Annotated in this window: 14 protein-coding genes; 10 read left to right on the forward strand and 4 right to left on the reverse strand. The window is 43.8% G+C overall.

What is annotated here, in order from left to right:
- The 7 genes from AC4E96_RS05200 to AC4E96_RS05230 all read left to right on the forward strand — a co-directional run.
- A partial coding sequence (locus AC4E96_RS05200) for a DUF6841 family protein (RefSeq protein ID WP_490255103.1) occupies positions 1–603 on the forward strand: 603 nt, incomplete at its 5' end.
- A gap of 212 nt (positions 604–815) precedes the next feature.
- Positions 816–2,060: an efflux RND transporter periplasmic adaptor subunit gene (locus tag AC4E96_RS05205; RefSeq protein ID WP_490255104.1), complete on the forward strand. Its 1,245-nt coding sequence runs from the start codon at positions 816–818 to the stop codon at positions 2,058–2,060.
- Between the two features lie 11 nt (positions 2,061–2,071).
- A complete protein-coding gene (locus AC4E96_RS05210; protein WP_488033477.1) occupies positions 2,072–2,737 on the forward strand; it encodes an ABC transporter ATP-binding protein in 666 nt (221 codons plus the stop codon).
- A 32-nt stretch (positions 2,738–2,769) separates the two neighbouring features.
- Complete coding sequence (locus AC4E96_RS05215; RefSeq protein WP_490255105.1) at positions 2,770–4,035, forward strand: ABC transporter permease; 1,266 nt, start codon at positions 2,770–2,772, stop codon at positions 4,033–4,035.
- Position 4,036: 1 nt separating this feature from the next.
- Complete coding sequence (locus AC4E96_RS05220; RefSeq protein ID WP_490255106.1) at positions 4,037–5,227, forward strand: ABC transporter permease; 1,191 nt, start codon at positions 4,037–4,039, stop codon at positions 5,225–5,227.
- A 62-nt stretch (positions 5,228–5,289) separates the two neighbouring features.
- Positions 5,290–6,711 (forward strand): sigma-54-dependent transcriptional regulator, encoded by a 1,422-nt coding sequence (locus tag AC4E96_RS05225; protein WP_488033480.1) that lies wholly within the window; start codon positions 5,290–5,292, stop codon positions 6,709–6,711.
- On the forward strand, positions 6,708–8,027 hold the full coding sequence (locus tag AC4E96_RS05230; protein WP_490255107.1) for a sensor histidine kinase: 1,320 nt from the start codon (positions 6,708–6,710) through the stop codon (positions 8,025–8,027). Before AC4E96_RS05225 ends, AC4E96_RS05230 begins: the two co-directional genes overlap by 4 nt.
- 88 nt (positions 8,028–8,115) lie before the next feature.
- On the opposite strand, the gene AC4E96_RS05235 is transcribed toward AC4E96_RS05230, so the two are convergent.
- Positions 8,116–8,742, reverse strand: a complete 627-nt coding sequence (locus tag AC4E96_RS05235; protein WP_490255108.1) for a hypothetical protein — start codon at positions 8,740–8,742, stop codon at positions 8,116–8,118.
- 297 nt (positions 8,743–9,039) lie between these two features.
- Between AC4E96_RS05235 and AC4E96_RS05240 the strand changes: the two genes are divergently transcribed.
- Positions 9,040–10,242 (forward strand): serine hydrolase domain-containing protein, encoded by a 1,203-nt coding sequence (locus AC4E96_RS05240; RefSeq protein ID WP_490255109.1) that lies wholly within the window; start codon positions 9,040–9,042, stop codon positions 10,240–10,242.
- Here AC4E96_RS05240 and AC4E96_RS05245 read toward each other — a convergent pair.
- Together AC4E96_RS05245 and AC4E96_RS05250 are read right to left on the reverse strand one after the other, a co-directional pair.
- Positions 10,222–12,756 carry an HWE histidine kinase domain-containing protein gene (locus tag AC4E96_RS05245; RefSeq protein WP_490255110.1) on the reverse strand — a complete coding sequence of 845 codons (2,535 nt, stop codon included), beginning with the start codon at positions 12,754–12,756 and terminating at the stop codon, positions 10,222–10,224. The genes AC4E96_RS05240 and AC4E96_RS05245 overlap by 21 nt on opposite strands.
- Complete coding sequence (locus AC4E96_RS05250) at positions 12,747–13,466, reverse strand: biliverdin-producing heme oxygenase (RefSeq protein ID WP_490255111.1); 720 nt, start codon at positions 13,464–13,466, stop codon at positions 12,747–12,749. The genes AC4E96_RS05245 and AC4E96_RS05250 overlap by 10 nt, the downstream gene beginning before the upstream one ends.
- Positions 13,467–13,664: 198 nt before the next feature.
- On the opposite strand from AC4E96_RS05250, the gene AC4E96_RS05255 reads away from it, so the two are divergent.
- Positions 13,665–14,645, forward strand: a complete 981-nt coding sequence (locus tag AC4E96_RS05255; RefSeq protein WP_490255112.1) for an NAD-dependent epimerase/dehydratase family protein — start codon at positions 13,665–13,667, stop codon at positions 14,643–14,645.
- A 16-nt stretch (positions 14,646–14,661) separates the two neighbouring features.
- Here the strand turns inward: AC4E96_RS05255 and AC4E96_RS05260 are convergent, their stop codons facing one another.
- Positions 14,662–16,236, reverse strand: coding sequence for a YifB family Mg chelatase-like AAA ATPase (locus AC4E96_RS05260; protein WP_490255113.1), 1,575 nt, complete (start codon positions 16,234–16,236; stop codon positions 14,662–14,664).
- Positions 16,237–16,527: 291 nt separating this feature from the next.
- On the opposite strand from AC4E96_RS05260, the gene AC4E96_RS05265 reads away from it, so the two are divergent.
- A complete protein-coding gene (locus AC4E96_RS05265; protein ID WP_490255114.1) occupies positions 16,528–18,765 on the forward strand; it encodes an acyl-CoA dehydrogenase in 2,238 nt (745 codons plus the stop codon).
- Positions 18,766–19,019: the final 254 nt, after the last annotated feature.

Below are 19,019 nucleotides of genomic sequence, written 5' to 3' on the forward strand. Positions count from 1 at the left end.
GAATCTAAAAAGAGCTCGCAAAAGAATTCGAAAGTTAAAACATTCAACATTTTGATATGTGCAGGTGTTATGCAATTGGCTGCAACAACAGCGTTTGCCGAGACGTCAACGTCTCAAATGGATAGCCAAGCAGGTCAAACGGCGACAAATAGCAGTGCAGGTAAAGCATCTATAGCGTCTGTCGCGCGTCACAATGATAAAAAGGCCATCACTCAGCTCTTTGCCAATTACATGGACAGATACAATCACTATCTACAAACCCAGACTCTAAAAACCTCGCCAAGACTCTACAACGATGCACTGACGGTAATGTCGTCACGAGGCACGGCGAGTCAATTGCCTTTGGCGACGTTTAATCAGCAGATCCCCGTGTTCTTAAATGGTTTGAGTAATAAGGGCGTTCATAAAGTGAATTGGCGAGAAGTTAACGTTCAGCTTCTCGATGACAAGCTAGCGATGGCCAGTAATGTTGCGGTTCGTTACTCCAAAACTGGTGACATCGTTAATGAAGTAGGCGCGACGTATATGCTAAACAAACTCGATGGCGAATGGCGTATCTCGACATTTGCGGTGCATAGTTCGGATAACGTGGTTCAGTTTTAACGCACCCAACAAGACTGTTCGAATCCGAACAGTCTCCTATCTCTACCTGTTCGATATCGAACACATTTATTTTTCCCCATTTTACCATTTATTGTAACTCGTTGTATTTATTGGCTTTTAAAATTCAATAATGTTGGCACAGATACTGTAATCACTCTGCGTAGCACCGATTAAATCAATCAGTTATGAACAGGTTAAAAACAGAGTAGAAGATGGATCGACCTTTATCAAAACAAGTAGAACAGTCTAAAAAGAAGCAGTTGCTGTTACGCAGTTTGTTGGGCGTATTGTTAGTGGCTTTTGTCCTTTATGGTTTGCAATGGTTACTCAAGCCCACCTTGAGCTATGCCGAAGTTCGTACCGCAAAAGTCCAAAAAGGCCCGATTGCATCGGTCATCAAAGCCGGTGGTGTCGTTGTACCTATGACGGAAGAGACCTTAACGAGTGAATTTGAAAGCCGCGTTATTAACGTTGTCAGTCAAGTCGGTAGCATGGTTAAAAAAGGTGATGTACTGCTAGAGCTCGATACTCAAAAAATCGACAGCGCGTTAGTGGCGCTAAACGAGCGTGTCGCGGTTAAACAGACTCAAATAAAATCCAAAACCTTAAATCTAAACAAAGAGCTAAACAGAATAAACAGCCAAATTGAGCTACTGCAAATTGACTTGGAAAGCCGCGAAACACGTCTAAAACGTTTAGACCAATTGAGTGAGCTTGGCGCGTTTTCGAGTCATGAATTATTAGAAGCCAAGCTCAATGTGCAACGCAGCCAAATCGAGTTACGTCAGTTAAAGCAAGCCAAGGAAGACGCAATATCAACGACCAATGCCGAAATTGAAGTGTTGGGATACGAAACGTCGTTACTCAAAAACGACATTGCCGAGCAGCAACGTTTGTTAGCGTCGGCGACGGTCAAAGCAACGCGCAACGGTGTCATTACCTATTTGTTGGATGAAGCGGGCGCGAGTGTTAAAAACCGAGCCCCGTTAGTCAAAATAGCGGACTTATCTGGCTTTAAAGTGGAGGCGACGCTTTCTGACTTTTACGCGTCACAATTAATACCGAATATGAAGGCGACCGTCATTCTAAACAACCAAGCTTTTGATGCGAGTCTCATGTCGCAGTCACCTGCTATTTCAAAGGGAACGATGAAGGTCACTATTGCACTTGATGAGCCAAACAACCGTTACATAAAGCCAAATCAAAGAGTGGACGTGGCTTTGATCACTCAACAACTTGAAGACGCACTGACGCTCACTAAAGGCCCGTTTGTCAAAGGAACAGGGATGCAGTCTGTGTTTGTTCTCAAAGACGACGTGGCTTATCAACGTCAAGTTCGAGTTGGGATCAGCGATGTTGATCAAATCCAAGTCGTTGAAGGCCTAAATGAAGGCGAAGAAGTCATTATTTCGGACTTAACCGAGTATCTTCACCTCAACCAAATTACTGTGAATTAAGGAAAATACGTATGTTAACGCTATCGAATGTAAGCAAAACGTTTCACACCGACAAGATAGAAACCATTGCGCTATCAGACATCAATTTGACCATCGAAAAAGGCGAGTTTGTCTCGGTAATGGGGCCGTCGGGTTGCGGTAAAAGTACTCTGCTCAATATTATGGGATTGTTAGACCAACCCAATGAAGGCGCGGTTGCGATCGACGAACAGCCGATCACGTCGTACAAGGACAAACACCTAGCGCCACTGCGCAATGACAAAATTGGTTTTATCTTTCAGAGTTTTCATTTGTTGCCTGACCTACGTGTCATCGACAACGTAGAGCTTCCATTATTGTATCGAAAAATATCGGCCAAACGCCGTCGCGAACTGGCCCAAGCGGCGCTTGAGAAAGTCGGTCTTAAAGCAAGAACCCATCATTACCCATCACAACTCTCTGGTGGACAGCAACAACGCGTAGCGATTGCGCGTGCAATTGTCGGTGAGCCAGAACTTTTATTGGCTGATGAGCCAACGGGCAATCTCGACAGTCAAATGGGCGATGAGATTATGCAGTTACTCGAAAACCTCCACAAAGAACACGATACGACCATCGTCATGGTGACCCACGATGAAGAAATGGCGAAACGAACAGGCCGCGTTGTTCGTGTCTTTGACGGCCAGTTAGTCCAGTAATTAATGCTGTTAACGACAAGGGATTAAATAACATGTTAAAAAATTATTTACTCACCGCGTGGAATGTGTTCCTGAATAGGAAGTTTTTCACGTTTATTAGTTTGTTTGGGATCAGCTTAACGGTCGCGGTTGTCATGGTCGCAGGTGCCATCACCGAGAGCTTTGTTTTTCCTAAAGGGCCCGAAAAAAACGCGGCTCATTATCGAATTATTGACCGTTTGGTCGTCACAGAAAAAGGCCATGGTCATACCAACGCGAGTGGCTTGGGTTATAAGTTCATCAAAGACAATGTCATGCGCCTTAAATCACCTGAGCTGATTTCAATCAACGCTGGTAACGAGCAGGTGACCTTGTTTTTGGGCAGTGACAAGTTGACTAAGACGGCTAGGCGCACTGACCATACTTATTGGCAAATACTGGATTTTGATTTTGTTGAAGGGCGTGCGTTTACCGCTCAAGAAGTAACAGATGGTCAAATGGTTGCTGTCATCAATCAAACTCTGGCCAAGACTTTGTTTTATGAACAAAGTGCGCTTAATCAAACTATCGAGCTTCAAGAGCAGAGGTTTACGGTTATTGGTGTGGTGGAAGATGTGTCTAGCTTGGAATCGGTAGCAAGTTCAGATATTTGGCTTCCTTACACAACATCACTATCAACGGCGTATCAAGATGCGGTGATGGGACGTTGGCAGGCACTGCTGTATCACTCCAACCCTAATATGAGCGAGGAGATGTATGAGGAATATGCTCATTTACTTCAACATGATGTTGAGTTGAGCCACCTGAGAGTCGGCGATGGCACCAAAGAGCTGGTGGCCTATGGCGGCGCTTATACCAAATTAGAAAACTTCTCGAGCCGTCGATTTCAAGGTGAATACAGTTATGAATCGGGCTTAGAGTCCCTTATTTTAACTGGCAGCGCTGCACTCGTACTGTTCATGATGCTTCCGGCGATGAACATGATCAATCTTAACGTATCTCGAATTATGGAACGCTCGACGGAAATTGGCGTTCGAAAAGCTTTTGGCGCATCGACGCGCGATCTCATCGGCCAATTTTTGGTGGAGAACCTAGCGATAACTGCCGTTGGTGGTGTGCTTGGGACGTTAATCAGTTTTGCTTTATTGAGCGTGATTGAACAAAGCGGCCTGATTCCGTATGCACAATTCGACTTTAATTGGCTGTTGTTTTTGTGGGCAATGTTGGTGGTCGTTATTTTGTCGCTAATGTCTGGTCTTTATCCGGCTTATAAAATGGCCCGTGTTCATCCTGTGCAAGCATTAAAGGGAGTGTCTTAATATGTTTATGCATTTATTTAAAATGATTTGGAACCGCAAGCGCAGCAATATGTGGATTATTGCCGAAGTGACGGTGGCCTTTATAGTGGCCTTTGCACTCATTACCTTGAGTATTCGCAGTTATTCTTTGCTACAAGTTCCACTGGGATACGATTATAAAGACCGCTGGCGAATTCAAGTGGCGAATTACATGGACTGGGAGCCTGAAAGGGATCAGGTCATCATTGAAAACATGTTAACCGAGTTCACTCAATTTGATCAGATAGAGTCGGCACACCTGTTGGGCAATCCGACGTTTAGAAATTGGGTTCGAACCAGTTATTATGATTTGGACGAGCAACCCATTCATTTTATGGCCAATACGATGAATGATGGCGCGGGTGAAGCCTTTGGTATGACACTTAATGCGGGTGAGTGGTTTGGTCCACAACACGAGGGGCAAAACTACCGTCCTGTGATGGTGAGCCAGCGTTTTGTTGATGAATTTTTTCCGGGTCAAAACATCATAGGTAAAGACATCAATGGCTCGACAGATGGGGATCGAGAACCCATCATTATCGTAGGCATATTTGAAGAGTTTAGGCAGCTTGGTGAGCTATCGGCAATTAGACCTTATGTGTTCCACCGAATCGACTTAAACCAGCCAAGTAAAAATCCAATTTCTGGCATTGAGATCAAGTTGAGGCCCAATACGCCAGTGAGTTTTGAAGAAACGCTTCGAAAACAACTCAAACGCATTGCACCACAGTGGGAGTATCAGATCACGCCTTGGACAAAAATGCGAGATCAGCGATTCCAACAGGACATGTTACCCATTGTAGTGTTGGGAATTGTGGGGACGTTCTTGTTAATCATGGTGGCGATGGGCTTATTTGGTGTACTTTGGCAAAACGTCACCAATCGCACTCGTGAAATTGGCCTAAGACGAGCTCTAGGGGCAACCCAAGCTCAAATTCACCGACAAGTGATCGGCGAATTGGTCGTCATGGTCTTGTTGGGGATTAGTATTGCGACTTTGTTGTTGATTCAATTGCCTATTTTGGGTGTGTTTTCCGAATTGACCTGGGCCTTGTTTGGTCAAAGTCTGGTTGTATCTGTCGCTTTCATGTTACTGTTAGCGACTATTTGTGCTTATTATCCAGGCAAACTTGCCACCAAACACTCACCTGCGATGGCGCTGCATTATGAATAGTGGGGCGAGTAGTATGGCGAGTAATCTGGAGAGAAGTTTGGCCACTATTTTAGATTCAAAACATGGAAACTAAGTTGACGTCTACACATAACAAACCGACAGTATTAATTGTTGATGACGATCTGTCGGTCATTGCTTCTATCTCAATGTTGTTAAAACAAAATGGCTTTGCCACTGTGTCGGCGCAAGAGCCAACGTCTGCGATTGAACAACTTGAGACAAACCACGTCGATATCGTTATTCAAGACATGAACTTTTCTCGTAATACCAGCGGTGAAGAGGGCATGGCGTTATTGCAAGACATTAAGTCTCGATATCCATCACTACCCGTTGTGTTGATGACCGCCTGGGGCTCGATTGAGTTAGCGGTAGAAGGCATAAAATACGGCGCCAACGACTTCATTACCAAACCCTGGAATAACCAAGCACTTGTCAGTAGCTTACAAACGGCATTGGCCTTAAATGTGACGCCGTCTAAACAGCCATTATCCCGCCAGGCCCTGGATGAATTGTACGACTTCTCAAACATTGTCGGTGAAGACCCGGTTATGTTAGATGTTTTAGCGACGGTCGGTCGAGTTGCAACAACGCAAGCACCGGTATTAATTTTGGGTGAAAGTGGCACAGGCAAAGAGCTAATCGCGGATGCCATTCACCGCAATTCAAAACGCGCAAACCAAACGTTTAACAAAGTAAACCTCGGTGGCTTGAGTACGACGTTATTTGAGAGTGAAATGTTTGGTCATGTTAGAGGCGCATTTACGGACGCTAAACACGATCGGGTTGGGCAATTTGAAACGGCGCACAAAGGCAGTTTGTTTTTGGATGAAATGGGCGATTTGGACTCCAGTTCTCAAGTAAAACTGTTGCGAGTCCTGCAAGACCAAAGCTTTCAACCCGTTGGCTCATCACAAACCAAAAAAGCCGATGTCCGGGTGATTTCCGCGACTAATAAAGATTTATATGAAATGGTTAAAAACGGCGAGTTTCGCGAAGACTTGTTGTATCGAATTAATCTCATCACGATTCAGTTGCCGCCACTGAGACAGCGTCGTGGAGACATATTGCCTTTGGCCAAACAACACTTGGATAAAGTGGTCGAAAACTATCAACTCGAGCCATTTCAAATAACCAGAAGTGCCGAGCGCTATTTGGAAGCACAACCGTGGCCGGGTAATGTTCGCCAACTTACCCAGACCATCGAGCGCGCCGTACTCATGTCTGAGAATACATTATTAGATGTGAAAGATTTTGAGTCGTGTCAGGCGATATCAGGCAAGTCGGCTCATGATAAAAGTTCAGAGTCGAGTGTAGAAGCATTAGGAGACTTGCCGGCGAATATGACGCTTGAGCAAATGGAAAAGGTAATGATTGAAAATGCCTTAGCCAGTTATCCTAATAATCTGAGTAAAGTAGCTGACACCTTGGGCATTAGCCGAGCGGCTTTGTATCGTCGACTTGATAAACACGGAATCGTGACATGACGCTTAAACACAAGTTGTTGTTAGCCAGTACCTTACTGCACCTTGTGTTATTTGTGGTGGCTGCTCAGTTTCACGAAACGCTACAGTGGTATTTATTGGTCATTGAAGGTGCGTTGTTATTGAGTTTGGCGAGTTTTGTTTATCTGATTAAAAAAGGCTTACAGCCTCTTGAGTATTTTGAGACATTTAATGCGTTATTGAAAGAACAGGACTTTAGCGCTCGTTTTAAAACATTGAAGCAACCCGAGCTAGACCGACTCATTTCTCAATTCAACCTCATGCTACAGCAATTACAGCAGGAGCGATTAAAAGCCAGCGAGCGCCGTGGCGTATTTGAAAAGCTAATGGCTGAATCACCGGTCGGTGTCGTGTTGTTGGATTTTGAAAAGCGGGTATCCGAGCTTAATCCTGCGGCGGAATCATTACTTGGGTTAAGTCCCGACAGTATTGTAGGTAAGCGCCTAGACCAAATAGACAACAAGTCAACGAGTTACCTTAAAGCCGTTGATGTGAATACAAATCAACTTGTCACTGCTGGCCAAGGCAGGCGTCTTAAAATTGGCCATTATGACATTCGTGACAGAGGCTTTGAGCGCTCTTTTTATATGATTGTCGAGCTAACGGGTGACATTGTTCAGTCGCAAAAAGCGGCATATGAAAAACTCATTCGATTAATGTCGCATGAGGTGAACAACACCGTTGCATGCACGAACTCATTATTAGAGAGTTGTTTGGGCTTTGCTGATCAATTAGAGCCTGATAGTCGAGAGGATTATCAAATAGCCCTCGATGTCATCATCAAACGTGGTGCACGGCTCGATGCCTTTATGAAAGGCTATGCTGACATTGTTAAATTACAGGCCCCTATCAAGACCCAGCTCAATCTAAGCAAAATGCTCAATGACTTAACGGTGTTATTCTATTCTGAATGCCAAAAACGAGACATCGACATAGTGACTGAATTGGCGCAGGACGTCATGATCAGCGCCGATGCGAGCCTTATTGAACAAGCCCTTATCAATGTGCTGCAAAACGCGATAGAAGCCATCGATACACAGGGTAGTGTGACGCTATCGTTGAGTATTAAAAACAATAACGCTGAGTTGGTGGTGAAAGATTCTGGCAGCGGTATTTCGAGCGAGCAAGAAGCGCAACTGTTTACCCCTTTTTATACGTCGAAAGAGTCAGGGCAAGGTGTAGGCCTGATGCTGATAAGGGAAGTCTTGGAATTACACAACTATTCTTATTCTCTTACCAATAACGCAAAAGAAGCAGGCGCACAATTTGTCATAAATGCACCTGTCTATACAAGTTAGTAGTTTGTCGTAAAACATGGATGTGAGTTAAATACTTCTCGGTAAATTACGCTAGGTAAATAATCCCATAGTAGAGTTGAGCTAGCGACTAATAGCCCCAAGGTGTTGGTGGTGTTTTTACTGGTTTTGTTAAATCAAACTTCACTCTAAACGCACGGCCTTGACGAATCAGGCGATAGGTAAATTGCTTTTCGTAGATAAACATTTCCCAGGTATTACCAACCGACTGCGGAATCCCGCTTTTTACAAACAGTTCTTTTGAATATTGATCAGCTGGAAAAGACTGGACGTTGTCATAACCTGCATCGAGCGTATGACCGCCATACATAGTCAGCGGGTCATGGCTACCATCTGGTTTGCGGTGGTCGTGTTTGAGGCTTAAGCCACTGCCTGTTTTGGTAATAATCCAAGTGCGAGAGGCATCATCGCCAACGTGAAAAGGAATTTGCAATTGGGTGTCGGTGCACTTGCGAACGTGCATGACTAGGCGTTTAGCAAAAGCAGGTGAGGGCTCACTATCGACAACAACCTTTCCTTCAAATGATTTTCCACAATGGGCGGCAATCTGATCAAAAAATCTATCATGAGTAGGAATCGAAACCAAAGGCGCAGGCTCGTGTTGTGCTGATTCGTTTTGTGCAGAGACAAATCCGCTAAAAAATAACTGGCTGGCTAGTACGCCGGTGGTCAATATTAGAGACAGAGGCTTTTTCATTTTATTGTTAATCCTAATTGAAATCATTACAGCTTTTTTAAGCCAGAATGGACTCAGTATATCAATGGCTTTTGATACAAAGCCATTGTTCTTTTATATTTGCATTTGCTTACAATTTAGTCGCTGTTCTCTATCCATTGTTTTTCGTTCAGGTGGTAAATTAATGCATTGTGCCAAATTAAAATTCTCATCTATGCTGTAACCAATAAATACCCTTTTTGCTACCAGCTAATTGGATTAAACAGCAAGAACAAGCACTCACAATACAACAGCAGTCACAGAGTAAAAGGTAACCTTATGTGGAAATGGATCTCCGGTATCATTGTCGTGGTTTTTATTGCAGTCGGTGCGTATTGGCTGACCCTAGACAAACACGTTCGTTATTTGTTTCTTAACCCACCTAAAGATCTCAATGTTTTGTTTTGGACAATCGAACAACGAGACGCTGGCTTTCAGTCTATCGACAAGCTGTTTTTTGTTCCCAAGAATAAGGTGAAAAAAGGCCAACATACTTCAGAGCTTGTACCAGGCTCGCCACTCAACTTAAACGAACAAAAAATTGCAGAGTATTTTGATACATTGCGCATTGGTGGGTTAATTGTTATTCATAATAACCAGCTGAAATATGAGCGTTATGGATTGGACTCTACGCCAACGAGCAAATGGACCAGTTTTTCAGTCGCTAAATCAGTGACATCGACACTCGTAGGTGCAGCAATCAAAGACGGCCACATAAAAAGCTTAGATGACAAGGTCACTGATTATGTGACGTCGATGAAAGGCAGCGCTTACGACGACGTCACCATTGAACAGCTTATTACAATGACATCTGGCGTCGATTGGAATGAGGATTATAATGATCCAGAATCCGACGTTTCCAAATTCAATTTTCACAAGCCAGAGCCCGGTGTCGATGCTATCGCAAGTTATATGCGTCAGCTCAAACGTGCTCATCCTCCAGGTTCAACGTGGCGGTACAGTACCGGCGAAACTAACCTCATAGGATTGGTGCTACAGCGCGCCATTGAACGCCCATTATCTGATTATCTATCGGAAAAGATCTGGAGCCAAATTGGTCCAGAATACGATGCTTCTTGGGTACTGGGGCCTTCTAAAAATGAAATCGGTGGCTGCTGTATTCAAGCGACGACAAGAGATTTTGCTCGTTTTGGCCAGTTTGTCTTGGACGGCACTGTCATTGACGGCAAACCAATCGTAGCTGATGGTTGGCTAGCTAATGCGACATCAAAACAAGCCGATACTGGTGACAAAGATGGCGGCTATGGCTATCAATGGTGGGTGAGCGATGATGGTACTTTCCAAGGTAAAGGGATTTTTGGACAAGGTATCTTTATTGACCCCAAGCGAAACTTGGTCATCGCGATTAATGGTAACTGGCCTACAGCCTTGGGCCACAAGTATACAAAAGGAAAGCAGTCATTGTACGAGTGGATTCAGGCTGAAGTGGATAATCAAGTGCTAACGACTCAAGCTTTTTAATTGTCGCTCTATCGCGTCAAAGTTATAAGGCTTAACCAGAACCGGCAAGTTATCGGGTAACTCGCCGTTAAAGTTCAACCGATTGCCATAGCCGGTCGCGAACACAAAGGGCACCTTGCGTTCAACTAACTCTGACGCAATGGCTTGGCTTGTCTCACTCCCTAAATTGAAATCCAATATTGCAAAATCTGGCGTGCTATCTTCCAGGTATTCCAATGAATCTATGACGTTACCGCAAACTTCTACTTCTTCAAACCCGAGTTTAATCAGGATTTGTTCTGCGTCGAGCGCAATAATAAAATTATCTTCAACTAACAGTGCGTTATGACGGGCAATCGAGCTTAGTTTAGCCCGACTTTGGCTGCTTTTAGGCTCCGATAGTTCTTGATTGAGAATGACATACTCTTTCGGAATAACGAATCGCGCCTGTAATCCTTGGGACTCATATTCCAAATCAACATGCCCTTTTAATTCGTAGGGTATCGAGCGAGTAATAATGGTGCTGCCAAACCCTTTTCGTGTAGGTTGACTGACATGCGGTCCGCCAGATTCTCGCCATTCAATGACGAGTTGTTCTTCTCGATCAATATACCAATCGATATTTAGTTTGCCTTCTATGTTAGACAGTGCACCGTATTTAGCCGCGTTGGTGAACATTTCATGCATCACAAGCGCAATACAGGAAACACCAGAGGCTTCTACGTCCAAATCAGGACCATTAAGGAAGATACGCTGAGCTTTTCCGACGTAGGCTTGGGCTTCGTTTTTGAGTAAAAGAGCCAAACGTACGGCCGACCAATTGGAGTTGGTAAGTTGATCATGAGCGAACGCCATGGCTTTTACCCGCCCATCGAGCAGTTCTTTAAACTCCTCTTTTGTACTTGCCGCCTCATCACTCAATGAAATGATGGCTCGCATCAAAGATAAAATGTTGTGCACTCGGTGGTTGAGCTCTGAAATCAAGGTATCTTGTTTTTCGAGAGAGCGTGCTTTTAGCTCATCTTTGTCATGCATTTGCTTTATTAACAGCTCTAATAATGCAATACGAAGACTGCTAGCAAGGTTTATGTCTTGTTCGAGCCAAGGGTTAGACTTATTGTGATGCGTTTCTTGCCACTGAGCAAAACTGGTTCTAGGCCTAAGTGCGCCATCGTTGCCAGGTTCTGCGACCTTTTTGGGATCACCAGCCCAATTTACAATTTGTGTCACCGGTCGGCGATAAAATATTAGATAGTTGTCAGACTCACCAGATAAAGAGATAGCTAACGCGCCGGCAACATTGATTTCGTCGACAAATTTGACGTCCATAAACTCAGCTACATTGTCTGTATAGATTAAGGCCTGGTTTGAGCGTTGATTGAGTTTATTAACTAATAAAAGTGCGTTTTCTTTATCAAAGGCCTGGCCATAGTGCTCATAGTGCTTATCTAGCCATAAACCAACACCGTCACAGCTAATGACTTTTGATAGGAGTGGTAGTTGCTTTTTGATCCCTTCAAAGGAGTTTGGTTTGAGTTGAATAGACGATAAGATTTTGTCGTATGTATCACGAGTAATTTTTTCGTAGTTAAACCTGTCTAAGCGATATTGTTCACTAATTTTGAGAGATAAGGTTTCTATTAGAAATTCGAGTACTGTTCTGATTTCAAACGTTAAGTTTTTGGGCGCGTCGTTGTGGCAAGCGATGAGTCCCCATAATTTACCATCAACAATAATAGAGAGCGACATCGAAGCCTGTACTCCCATATTTTTTAAGTATTGAATATGTATGGGTGAGACGGAACGACTGACGGCTAAGCTTAAATCCAACGGTGCTTCTTCACTCGACTCGCTGACGATGGGCACTCGTTCATCATCAACATTATTTATAATTCTGATGAGTTGTTTAAGGTAGAGCGCCCGAGCTTGTTTGGGAATATCCGAAGCGGGATAGCGCAACCCTAAATAGGGTTCTAATTTTGGTTTTTTAGCTTCCGCTAATACTTCTCCAGAGTCATCTTCCAAAAATTTGTAAGCCATAACTCGGCTATAACCGGAAATCATGCGGATCTGCTTCACCGCTTTTTGTAACAGATCGATCAGATTTTGGTGAGAGCCAAATTGATTCATCATCTGTCGAGCAATATTTGCCGCATTGAACGTGTCACTTGAGGTACTTCTTTCAAATTCCATGACATAGAATTTGCCATTGAAATGAACCGTAATATCAAACGTGTCATCAAATTCGACTAAAGCGACAGTATTGATCAAACGTTCGGTGTTATTGGTCATTTTTGAAATATGAACGGCCGACTTTAAATCATGCATTACATCGGCAGTAATAACAGTGCCAATATTCTTACCTAATAGCTGTTCATGGGGGATATAAATAAACCCCTCGGTATTTTGCGATGCGTGAACGACATTCCAGTTTTCATCGACCGCTACCAAACATGCGAAAGTCTGTACGGCACCTAATATATGAATTGGTTCTCTATCACATTCTGTTAAGTCTACGTTGTCGTTTACGTCCATGAAAGTTCACTCTGATAGGTTGGTTTGGCTACATTAGAAAAGGGGATTGAACGCACGTGTAGTGGTTGCTCAAAAGTGTGTATCAAAGAACCAAATGTGGCTTTGGCACCATCGCACATTTGATTCAAACGGTCCGAGTCTTGGCACCGCTCAGGTGCACCTTGGTTCACAACATAATGGTCTAACATCTTCGTAAAGTGACGCCATTTATTTATGAGATCTGCTGGTATGCTGTTGGTTAAGCTGTTTTGATAAAAATGGGTCGGTGTCGATTGGCCTAATATTGATTTTACATGCTTGGTCACTACCATGCCGCCCAGCGCAGAGCCTTCCAACACATACATCGCGCCGAGTGCGTGTTCTGGGTTTGAAATAAAGGACTCAGTGGTACGATTGATTACTTCAGCCTCTTTGTCAGTAATCTGGTTTATATCTATTTTATTCGGCCCATTTAGTGCAAACAAATCGGCTTTTAGTAAGGTCAACCGGTCACTAATCAATTCGGAAAAGGAGCGGGGTAAATGTCTCTTTATGTTGGCTTGATGGATTGATAGCCATACAAACCAGACTTCTAAAGTGAGTGCGTATTGCTCGGAGGTGAGAGACGGGGACATCAAGTTACGCATGAGTTCCGTCGTTTCAATGCGTTTGTGTAGGCTCTCAGTTTCTCGTTTAAGCCGCTGTTTTGTTTCGTTCACAATAGGTTCCATTTTTGTGCCCTAAAGGTGCGGAAGGTAATAATAAATAAAGGATATTTACATTCTTTGCACATTTATCATACTCTTAAATATGAAAATGTGGGGAAAGCATAAAGATTAGTTTTATATAAAAAATGCGCCTTTTATGTCATTTATCTAAATTGGGAACTTTAGTCTTAACCTGATTTGAGATAGTAACGAGGAGAGATGATGAAAGCGTTTGTAACAGGTGCCACAGGGTTTTTGGGTATAAATCTGATAAAACTGTTGATCGAACAACGCTGGGAAGTGGTTGCGTTCAGTCGACCAGGCGCAGATCGCTCAGCACTTACCTCTCTACCTATTGATTGGCGAGAAGGACAATTAGTTTCAAAAAATGATATTGAACAGGCCATTGATAATGATATTGATGTGATTTTTCATCTTGCTGGCGATACCAATATGTGGGCCAAAAATGACGCCAGACAATTTGAGGTAAATGTCACTGCAACTCAGTATTTACTTGAGGTGGCGGTCTCCAAGCACATAGCTAAGTTTATTCACACGTCATCAATTTCGGCTTATGGCTTTCACGATGATGTCATTACCGAGGCAACTCCAAGTAAAGCCATGTCCTCCAACGTTAATTATCTCAAGACTAAGTTTTTGGGTGAGCAATTAGTTAAACGAGCCGTTTTGAACGACGCACTGAATGCGGTCATTATCAACCCATGTGCGATTATTGGTGCGTATGACAAACACAATTGGTCACAACTTTTTGGTCTTATCAAAGACAATCAATTACCCGGTGTTCCTAAAGGAGAGGGAAGTTATTGTCATGTCAAAGAGGTGGCTAAAGCTCATATCTCAGCGGTCACCAAGGGACAAGCTGGGCATAACTATATTTTGGCTGGTGTTGACCATTCTTTTCTTGAAGTGGTCAACTTAATCGCAGAGATGGTAGATCGTCCCAAGTATAAAAAGACCGTTAGCCCATTTATTCTCAAAACGATAGGCTGGGGATCTTATTGGTTATCAAAAGTCACAGGTAAAGAGCCGCATATGACACCAGAAAAAGCGACGATGGTATCAAAACGCGTGGTCGCAAAAAGTGATAAAGCCGTCAGTGAACTTGGTTATAACGACAAAGTACCACTTACGACTATGCTGAAAGAGTGTTATGACTGGCTAAAGTCTGAAAACAAAATCTAGCGTTTATCATACAGTGCTAATACGAAAGGTGCTTTAACAACCGGTCCATGCTTCGATAACCCAGCGCTTCGGCCAGGTGATGTCGAGCCAATTCCTCGTCCTCATTTAAATCCGCTATTGTCCGGGCGACTTTTAACACTTTGTGAAACGCTCGAATTGACATTCCTAGCCTAAAAATTGTGTTTTCCAGAAACAGCGCGTCTTCTTTGGTGAGTAGACAGTACTTTTCGACTTCTTTACTCGAGAGCAGCGCATTGGGTTTGTTGGCTCTTTGCAACATTTTGAGTCGCGCACGACGCACCCGCTTGGCGATGGTTTGGGTGGTTTCTCTACTCTCACTGGCTTGAGTCAAAGCGCCTTTAGGTAAAGACGGGACTTCCACTTGTAAGTCTATTCGATCCAAAAACGGTCCAGAGACTCGACTTAGGTATTTTAGAACCTGATCGGACGTAGCACGACCATCATTATGATGTCCGGTTGGGCTAGGGTTAAGTGCGGCGACGAGCTGAAACTGGGCTGGAAACTCTACTTGTTGCCTAGCACGGCTGATATGAATAACTCCTGCTTCAAGCGGCTCGCGCAGCGCATCTAAGGTATACCGAGAAAACTCAGGGAGCTCGTCCAAAAACAGCACACCGTTATGAGCAAGGCTAATCTCACCAGGTTTTGGCACGCTACCACCGCCAGCGAGAGCAGTGGAAGAAGTCGTATGATGTGGTGCTCTAAATGGACGCTCGCGCCATCGTTGGTAATCAAAAGGCTTGCCCGAGATCGAATGAATAGCAGCACATTGCAATGCTTGCTCATCCGTGAGCGGAGGCAACAAACCAGCAAGACGTTGAGCCAGCATTGACTTGCCCGTCCCTGGTGGTCCCATGAGAAGCAGATTGTGTTGACCAGCCGCAGCCAACTCCAAAGCGCGCTTGGCAATGGCCTGACCGATGACATCGGCCATGTCTAGGCCAGTATATGACTGTGTGATGAGGTTAGTTGAATCGGGCGAATGGCTTTGATTTGCAGAGGCGAGAGTCGACCCTGTTTCTGGTGTATCAATCAGTCCCTCTGGTGTCGGTAACTCTACATTGGTTTTAAACTGCTCGACCACCTTAATCAAATGATTGGCGCTTTGAAGGTTGGCGTTGTCGATAATTGAAGCTTGGTCGGCATTGGCGGTGGGTAAAATACAAGTTCGGTTGCTTCGAGCGCAGGCGAGGGCACTAGGAATCTCGCCGACGATTGAACGAATGTCGCCGTTTAGGCCTAATTCACCGAAGAATTCATATTGATACAGTTTTTTGTCGGGGATTTGTTTGCTCGCAGCCAACACTCCAATGGCTATCGCTAAGTCGAATCGTCCGCCCTCTTTAGGCAAGTCGGCTGGGGCAAGATTTACGGTGATTTTGCGGTTGGGAAACTCAAGGCCGCTATTAATGATGGCACTTCTAACCCTGTCTTTTGATTCTCTGACAGTGGTTTCGGGCAAACCAACAATAGAAAAACAGGGCAATCCATTGGATAAATGCACTTCAATGGTGACAAGCGGTGAAGTAATTCCGACTCTGGCTCGACTAAAGACAACAGAAAAAGACATAAATATTCCTAGCGAAAAGGCTTTATTCATGTATAACGCAGAAATTAAATTTCGCTATAAATCCTGTACTTACATATTTGTTTGATAATTAAACTGATCGGACCTGTTGTTTGGTTCGTAGATTAAATGTTGAAAAAATATGCAGTTAAAGCTTTCTTTTTTGATGAAAATGAATAAACTGGTAAGACATCGTACCAGTTGCGCTGTGGGTGGACTATACTTAATGGGTTACATCCATGGATCTGTAGCGTCAATTGGGAATTACACACTAAACACATTGAGGGGCGGAACATGAGCCTAAGAACAAAATTCAAGAAGATTCTTCCGGAAATTTCTCGTACGGAACAAGAAGCGTTAGACGCAGGTGATACTTGGATTGAAGCCTCGATCTATCAAGGCAAACCAGATTTTGATACTTTGCTACAAACAGCACCGTCAAAATTAACTGAGCGTGAGCAAGCGTTCATCGACGGTCCTCTAGCAGAGCTACTAGAAATGCTTGACGATATGGAAGTGCATAACAGCAACCATATCCCTGAGCGTGTAATGAAGCACCTTAAAGACAACAAGTTCTTCTCATTCATCATCCCACAAGAGTTTGGTGGTTTAGAGTTCAGTGCTTACGCAAGTTCAACGATTGTTGCACGCATCTCGACTAAGAGTAACCCAATTGCAACAACTGTTATGGTACCAAACTCGTTAGGCCCAGGTGAGCTTCTTGCACACTACGGTACAGAAGAACAGAAAAACCACTACCTTCCACGTCTAGTAGACGGCCGTGACATTCCATGTTTTGCATTAACAAGCCCAGAGGCTGGTTCTGATGCTGGTGGTATTCCTGATCGCGCTATCGTTACTAAGAAAGTTGTTGACGGTAAAGAAGTCGTTGGTTTAAACGTAACTTGGGACAAGCGTTACATCACGCTAGCACCAATTGCGACCTTAGTAGGTCTAGCGGTTAAAGTATTTGACCCAGAAGGACTACTAGGTAAAGAAAAAGATTTAGGTATTACATGTTTACTACTTCCTTCTGACTATGAAGGCGTTCAAACAGGTAACCGTCACAACCCATTAGGCGTTAACTTCTACAACGGTACGACTCGCGGTACAGACGTATTTGTTCCACTAGACTTCGTAATTGGTGGCGCGAAAAACGTTGGTCGTGGTTGGCAGATGCTTGTTGCATGTCTTGGTGCAGGTCGTGGTATTTCATTACCAGCGAACGGCTGTGCGACAGGTCACGCGGCTCTTAAGTCGACTTCAGAGTACGCAGCAATCCGTGAACAGTTTGGTATGCCAATCGGTAAGTTTGAAGGCATCCAAGAGCAGCTAGCGCTAATCGGTGGTTTGACTTATAACCTTGAAGCGATGCGTCACTTAGTATTGAACGGTCTAGACTTAGGCTTCAAGCCATCAGTAATCACTGCGATGGCAAAATACCACATGACTGAAATGGGTCGTGATGCGTTAGAAGCTGCAATGGACGTTCAAGCAGGTAAAGCGATTCAAATGGGTCCTGGTAACGTATTAGCGACAGCATACTTTGCGACGCCAATCGGTATTACCGTAGAAGGTGCAAACATTCTAACTCGTAACCTTATGATCTTCGGTCAAGGTGCGACGCGTTGTCATCCTTACGTACAAGACTTAATTTCGTCAATTCACTCTGACGCACCAGATGCAGATGCACAATTTAACTCATTGTTCCGTAAGACAATCGGTTACAGCATCAAGAACTTCTTCCGCGGTGTTGCAACAGCGTACTTACCTGGCGTAGGTAGCTCGAACAACCCTGATAAGTTAGTTGCTCAGTTTGAAAAACGCATCAAGCGCTTATCAAGTGCCTTGTCTGTACAAGCTGACTTTGCATTACTTGTATTAGGTGGTGACCTTAAGCGTAAAGAAATGTTATCTGCGCGTTTAGGTGACGTACTAAGCTACCTATTCATGGCAATGGGTAACATTAAGTTCTACCTACAAAGCGAAAACCGTAAAGATCTTAAGCCTTACTTCGAGTACGGTACGCGTTGGGCACTAATGCAAGCAGAGCAAGCGTTAGACCTATACGTTGACAACTTCCCGAATCGTTTTGTTGCGAACACACTTAAGATCAAACTTGGTCTTCCGTTTATGGCTCGCACTAAGATCTCTGACAAGTTGATCACTGACTTAGCAGAAGCGACATTACGTAATGACGGTGCGAAAGAAGAGTTAACTAGCCTAGTTAGCATGAAAGGTCGTGACGGTTTCGCGGTACTTTCAGACGCTTACAAAGCCAAGTTAGACGTTCTTCCTCTTCTAGATAAGATGAAGAAAGCACTTCGCAGCGGTAAAGTTGAAAAGCAACTTACGTTTGGTGAGCTAGTTGAAGCATCTCTAGCTGCATACGTTATCGATGCAGATGAAGCGAACAAGTTGATGGAATACAACGAAAAACGCAAGCTAGCGATTGCAGTAGATGAGTACACATTTGATATGGAACTTATCACTAATATCGACGAGCCGACGGTTGAGCTTAAGTCTGCATAAGACTGTAGACCATATTTATCTAATTAAGATAAAACATAGAAAAAGGAAGCTTCGGCTTCCTTTTTTGTTTTTCTCGCTACTTTTTCGTCCATGTTTTATGAATTCCCACCCAAGTTAAACCTACGAGCACTAAAACAATTAAATCAAATATAAGATGAGTGGTGAGTGTATCCATCGCCAACGGCCTTACTACATAAACTTGATAGTGAATATAGTTTGAAAATGCACTTGTTGCAAATGATAATTATTATCAA

Source organism: Psychrosphaera sp. (assembly GCF_982872775.1).